The following is a 7180-nucleotide window of genomic DNA, read 5'->3' on the forward strand; positions in this document are numbered from 1 at the left end:
CAGAGCCGGCAGGCTGAGTACACGGAATACGGTTATCTGGGGTTGAGTGAAATCCGGCGGCAGAGTGAGGTCTCGGGGGAGCAGGGGTTGTTTGAGAGTCTGCTGGTGTATGAGAATTATCCGGTTGGGCCGGTTGAGGCCGGGGCGTTACAGATAACGGGGATGGCGGGGAATGAGCAGACGAACTACCCGCTGACGGTGGTGGTGGCGAGTGATGAGCAGCTGCATCTGCGGGTGGAGTACAATGAGTCGCGGTTTGCCGGGTCAACGGCGCGGCGGCTGTTGTCGCATCTGGTCACGGTGCTGAAGGGGATGAGTGCGCTGGAGGGGGAAGCGAGCTGGCAGAATTTACGGCTGCTGAGTCAGGCGGAGGAGGCGCAGTTACTGGGCTGGTCGGGAGAGGGCGGCCGGTATGCCGGCGAAGCGAGTTTGCCGGCGCGATTTGAAGCGCAGGTGAGGCGAACGCCGGAGCGGGTGGCATTGATTTACCGGGAAGCGGCGCTGAGTTACCGGGAGTTGAATGCGCGGTCGAACCGGCTGGCGCATGCGCTGAGGTGCCGGTATGCAGAGGAGACTGGCGGTGAGTTGGTGGCGGACACGCTGATAGGGTTGTATGTTGAGCGGGGTCTGGAGATGGTGACGGGTATTCTGGCGGTGTTGAAGGCGGGCGGGGCGTATGTGCCGCTGTCGCCGGAATATCCGGCAGAGCGGGTGGCGTGGATGCTGGCAGATACGGGGGCGCGGTTGGTCCTGACGCAGGGGGCCTGCCGTTCGCAGCTGGCGGAGGTGATAGCGGGGATGGCGAAGCCGCCGGGATTATTGTCTGTGGATGATGACGAGGCGGTATCCGGGGAGGGGGAGGAGAACCCGGTCGGGATAAGTGGCGGCGAAGATCTGGCGTATGTGATTTACACCTCGGGCACCACCGGGCGACCGAAGGGGGTGATGGTTAGTCATAACAGTTTGGTTAATTTAATTATAGCCCAGACAGAACACTTCGAACTTGAAAAAGTAAATAAGACAATCCTTTATGCCGATTATGTTTTTGATGCAAGCGTTTTTGAATTATTTGCCAACTTAGTTAATAATGTCACTGTCTATATATGTGATCAGTTTGAAAGAAAAGATGTTGATGCACTTTGTTCGCTATTAATAAAGAGTGAAGCAGATATTATTACCTTGCCAGCAGCAATTATTCCTTTGATAAAGGCTGAATCATTAAGATTTTTAAAAACAATTATCGTTGCAGGTGAAATACCCTCAGTAGATAAGTTAAATGAATTTAGTCAGGGTAGAAGAGTAATTAATGCGTATGGGCCAACAGAGGTTACAGTATGTACGACCTTCAATGAATATAAATCAGGTGATACTGCTGCTAATATAGGAAAGCCAATAAAAAATTTGCGTTGTTATGTTCTTGACGAGCATAAAAAATTGCTGCCTGTTGGTGTACCTGGTGAGTTATATATCGGTGGAGCGGGATTGGCACGTGGCTACCTGAACCAACCAGGATTAACGGCTGAACGCTTTGTGGAGAACCCATTTGCTTCGGAGAAAGATCGAGTCAGTGGGTTTACCCGGCTTTACCGCACTGGTGACCGGGCGCGTTGGTTGCCAGAAGGAAAGTTGGAATATCTTGGTCGTAAGGACAGCCAGATTAAGCTACGTGGATTCAGGATAGATACTAGTGAAATAGAAAATATTTTAAATGAATCGGAAAGTGTATCTCATAGTGTTGTTGTTGTACGAGAAAAAGATAAAACAACTTTTCTGGCAGCATATATAGTCCCATCCCTATCTGAGAAAATTAATATCTTACAATTGAAAGAAAATCTTTTAAAGATATTGCCAGAATATATGATTCCTGCCACTTTTAATATTATCGATGAAATACCATTAACGATTAACGGAAAGATAAATAAATCTGCATTACCTGAGCCAAGTGAATTTCTTAGGGAGAAATATATTTCTCCAGAGAGTGGACTTGAGCATAAGTTACGTGATATATGGTATCAGGTTTTGGGGCGAGATAATATTGGGGTTAATGATAGTTTATTTGCGTTGGGTGGAGATTCGATTTCTATTATGCGGATTGGTTCTTTAGTCAGAAATGAATTAGGTATTAATCTGCCGTTAAATTTATTATATACCAGTAAAACAATTTCTAACTTAGCCAGAGAAATAAATTCTGGTGAAAATATAAAAGAAAGATCTAAATCGGAAATTATCGTTAATACTAATAAAAAAAATATCGTTCTGTCTTATGCGCAGAGCCGTATGTGGTTTATCCAGCAATTGGAAGGAACGGGAATATTTAATCATCTCCCCCTTTTCTTTAAGACGGTAGGTAAACTGGATTACTGTACATTACGTTCGGCCCTTACTACGATTGTTGAACGTCACGAAACTTTGCGTACTGTTTATCAGGAAGTAGAGGGCGAAATAGTACAAGTCGTGTTAAATATTTCACAGTTAGAGATGCCGGTGATAGATGTTACCGGGCTGGATGATGCGGCAGTGGAAAATATGCTGACAGCGGGAGTTGGCCGGGTATTTGACCTCGCTTCAGATCTGATGTTGCGCGCTACGCTACTGCGCCGTTCAGAGCAGGAACATCTGCTGTTGTTGACAGTCCATCATATTGCTGCGGATGGGTGGTCGTTAGGAATTATCGGTCGTGAGCTGAATCTGCTTTACGAGGCGGGGATACGGGGAGAATCATGTCCGCTGGTGCCGTTGGCATTGCAATATGCGAACTATGCTGACTGGCAGCGGGAGCAGTTACAGAATGGTAGCCTGAAAGAAGCCGAATGGTATTGGTTGAAACAGTTAGAAGAATTACCCGCGGTACACAACCTGCCGCTGGATCATCCCCGACCGGCAGAGCAGGGATTTCATGGAGCGGTTCACCGCCAGACGCTTAATACGTCACTGACGGAAAGGCTGAACCGCCTGAGTCAGGCGCAAGGTGTTACCTTGTTTATGACATTGCAGACGGCTTTTGCTGTCTTACTTTCTCGCTACAGTAACGAGACTGATATTGTGATGGGGACGCCGGTTGCGGGAAGATCGCGAGTAGAGCTGGAAGACTTGGTGGGGTTGTTTGTCAACACGTTGGTATTAAGGACCGATCTGTCTGGAAATCCTCGCTTTAGTGAACTGTTGGAACAGACAAAGACAATGGCGCTCAATGCCTATACACATCAGGATTACCCGTTTGATTTATTGGTAGAAAAGCTGAATCCGGCAAGATCATTGAGTTATAACCCGGTGTTTCAGATTATGTTTGCGTTCAATAATTATCAGCAAACAGCACTGTCATTTTCCGAGGTGACTTTTACGGGAATATCACTGCCGCGGGAATTAACCAACTTTGATCTGACATTGAGCGTCGGTGAGAGTGAAGGATGTTTGTATCTTGCATGGGAATATGCGACAGGTCTGTTTAATCATGACACGGTGGAGCGTCTGGCTAACAGTTTTGCCGTTCTGTTGGCAGGGCTCACGGAGGAAGATGGTTGTAAAACAACGATTCAGTCACTGCCGTTACTAACAGAAAGAGAAAGACAACGCGTATTACTCAATGGGGTAGGGAAAAAAGGTCAGATCGTTGATCAAGGTATTCATCATTTATTTGAAACCCAAGTGCAGCGTACTCCGGATAACGTGGCGGTTGTCTGTGGGGAGGCGCGCCTGACTTACCGGGAGCTGAATACCCGGGCAAATCAAGTTGCTTATACCCTTCAAGAACATTATAGGACAGTAAAAAAAGAGCAGTTAAAAGCCAATACGTTAATATTGCTGTATTTTGAACGCAGTGTAGAGATGATTATAAGTATACTTGGCGTATTAAAATCAGGCGGTACGTTTGTCCCTGTGATGGTCGATTATCCGATGGAAAGGGTAAATGTTATAATTGAAGATACAGGTGCGAGTTTGATTTTGACCCAATCATCATATAAAGGAAAATTGCAAGAATATTCAGAGGATTTATGCAATATCTCGATCTTAGATGTAAATAAAGATCTTATTTATTATCCTAGTGATAATCATGGAGTGATATTTGATACAGAAAATCTGGCTTATATTATGTATACTTCAGGTACAACAGGAAGACCTAAAGGAGTGAAAATAAGACACAGAAGTATTGTTAATTTATTAAAATATGCAATTGATTTTCTCCAATTGGATCTCGGTGCTACATGGTTATCAATTACATCTTTTAGTTTTGATATTGCTTACTTAGAAATTTTGGGGACATTGCTTGCTGGCGGGCGATTGGTTCTGGTAGAGCAAACAGAAGTTCTAAAAAGTTATGGATTAGAAAAATTATATGACACATATAGATTTAAATATTTCCAAACTACCCCATCAGTATGGCAAAGTATATTTGATGCTGGTTGGAAAGGGAGTAAAGATGTAGTGGTTTTAGTCGGTGGAGAAAAGCTTGATAATGAATTAAAAAGTGAATTAGTGAGGGGGCATTATTCTGCTTATAATTGTTATGGACCTACAGAATGTACAATATGGAGTATGTTCAAGTTATTGAAACTAGAAGGCGGAGAATCTTTAGATGTATCAGTTCCTAACATGAAGCACTATGTATTAAATGATATGCTACAGTTAACTCCAACTAATATTATTGGAGAGCTTTATATTAGTGGTGTCGGAGTTTCATGTGGTTATTTAAATAATAATGAATTGACGAAAGAAAAATTTTTACTTAATCCTTATGATGATCATAAAGATTACCAATGCCTGTATCAAACAGGTGATCAGGCACGTTGGTTACCGGATGGTTCTCTTGAGATTTTGGGAAGAAATGATGATCAGATTAAAATTATGGGAATACGTGTTGAGCCTAGTGAAATAGAATCTTGGTTGAACAATGTACCTAGCGTAAAACAATCTATTGTATTACATAAAGAGATTAATACAGGTGGTAAACAACTGGTGGCATATATTGCATCTGATGACTCTTATAATGAATTAATTGATCGTTGTGGAAAATATCTTCGTTCTAACTTGCCTCTCTATATGATTCCATCCACATATATAATATTAAAATCACTACCGTTGATGTCAAATGGAAAGCTAGATCGTAAATCATTATATCATCTTGATTATAATAAAATAAAAGAACATTACCCGCCAAAAACTGAAAATGAAATGAATTTATGTAAATTATTTTCAGAAGTATTGAATATTGATGGTGTGGGTATTAATGATAACTTCTTTGAGCTTGGTGGTAATTCCCTTCTGGCAATAAAACTCATTAGGCTGTTAGAAAGAGAAGGATTTAATTATAAAATAAGCTTAAGAGAATTATTTGATAAACCTACAGTGAAAATGTTGTTGGAAAATCATGGCGATGAACACTCTGAGATAACGGAATGGTAAATCATGAAAAAATTAAAATCATTGAATGTACAGGAGCTGCTGTCTTTTTTGGCTGATAATAATGTAAGACTATATATTAAAAACAACAAATTATACTCCAATGCTAAAAAAGAAAATATGAATGATTGTGTCCGAGAAATAATAAAAGTCAGGCGTGATGAAATATTTGACTATTTGAAAAATTTTGACTTAATAAAGAAAAACTCATCCACCGATATCTCTACATGTTCATATGCGCAAAAACGCATGTTATTTATCCAGCAATTGGAAGGAACGGGAATATTTAATCATCTCCCCCTTTTCTTTAAGACGGTAGGTAAACTGGATTACTGTACATTACGTTCGGCCCTTACTACGATTGTTGAACGTCACGAAACTTTGCGTACTGTTTATCAGGAAGTAGAGGGCGAAATAGTACAAGTCGTGTTAAATATTTCACAGTTAGAGATGCCGGTGATAGATGTTACCGGGCTGGATGATGCGGCAGTGGAAAATATGCTGACAGCGGAAGTTGGCCGGGTATTTGACCTCGCTTCAGATCTGATGTTGCGCGCTACGCTACTGCGCCGTTCAGAGCAGGAACATCTGCTGTTGTTGACAGTCCATCATATTGCTGCGGATGGGTGGTCGTTAGGAATTATCGGTCGTGAGCTGAATCTGCTTTACGAGGCGGGGATACGGGGAGAATCATGTCCGCTGGTGCCGTTGGCATTGCAATATGCGAACTATGCTGACTGGCAGCGGGAGCAGTTACAGAATGGTAGCCTGAAAGAAGCCGAATGGTATTGGTTGAAACAGTTAGAAGAATTACCCGCGGTACACAACCTGCCGCTGGATCATCCCCGACCGGCAGAGCAGGGATTTCATGGAGCGGTTCACCGCCAGACGCTTAATACGTCACTGACGGAAAGGCTGAACCGCCTGAGTCAGGCGCAAGGTGTTACCTTGTTTATGACATTGCAGACGGCTTTTGCTGTCTTACTTTCTCGCTACAGTAACGAGACTGATATTGTGATGGGGACGCCGGTTGCGGGAAGATCGCGAGTAGAGCTGGAAGACTTGGTGGGGTTGTTTGTCAACACGTTGGTATTAAGGACCGATCTGTCTGGAAATCCTCGCTTTAGTGAACTGTTGGAACAGACAAAGACAATGGCGCTCAATGCCTATACACATCAGGATTACCCGTTTGATTTATTGGTAGAAAAGCTGAATCCGGCAAGATCATTGAGTTATAACCCGGTGTTTCAGATTATGTTTGCGTTCAATAATTATCAGCAAACAGCACTGTCATTTTCCGAGGTGACTTTTACGGGAATATCACTGCCGCGGGAATTAACCAACTTTGATCTGACATTGAGCGTCGGTGAGAGTGAAGGATGTTTGTATCTTGCATGGGAATATGCGACGGGTCTGTTTAATCATGACACGGTGGAGCGTCTGGCTAACAGTTTTGCCGTTCTGTTGGCAGGGCTCACGGAGGAAGATGGTTGTAAAACAACGATTCAGTCACTGCCGTTACTAACAGAAAGAGAAAGACAACGCGTATTACTCAATGGGGTAGGGAAAAAAGGTCAGATCGTTGATCAGGGTATTCATCATTTATTTGAAACCCAAGTACAGCGAACCCCAGATAATGTGGCGGTTGTTTGCGGAGAGGCGCGCCTGACTTACCGGGAGCTGAATACCCGGGCAAATCAGCTGGCGGGTTACCTGCGTGACCGTGGCCTCGCTCCCCAGCAGTTTGTGGCTCTGTATTTAGAACGCTCCGCCATGCAGATTA

2 protein-coding genes are annotated in these 7180 nt (G+C 43.5%); both read left to right on the forward strand.

Translation table 11 applies throughout. The features are described 5' to 3' along the window. The coding region (locus EAE91_RS22660; RefSeq protein ID WP_214090435.1) for a non-ribosomal peptide synthetase at positions 1 to 5400 on the forward strand (5400 nt) is incomplete at its 5' end. Positions 5401 to 5403: 3 nt separating this feature from the next. Beyond that, positions 5404 to 7180: condensation domain-containing protein (locus EAE91_RS22665; protein ID WP_214090436.1), on the forward strand; the 1777-nt coding region annotated here is incomplete at its 3' end.

This window comes from Photorhabdus noenieputensis (genome assembly GCF_018448935.1).
Taxonomy (GTDB): Bacteria; Pseudomonadota; Gammaproteobacteria; order Enterobacterales; family Enterobacteriaceae; genus Photorhabdus; species Photorhabdus noenieputensis.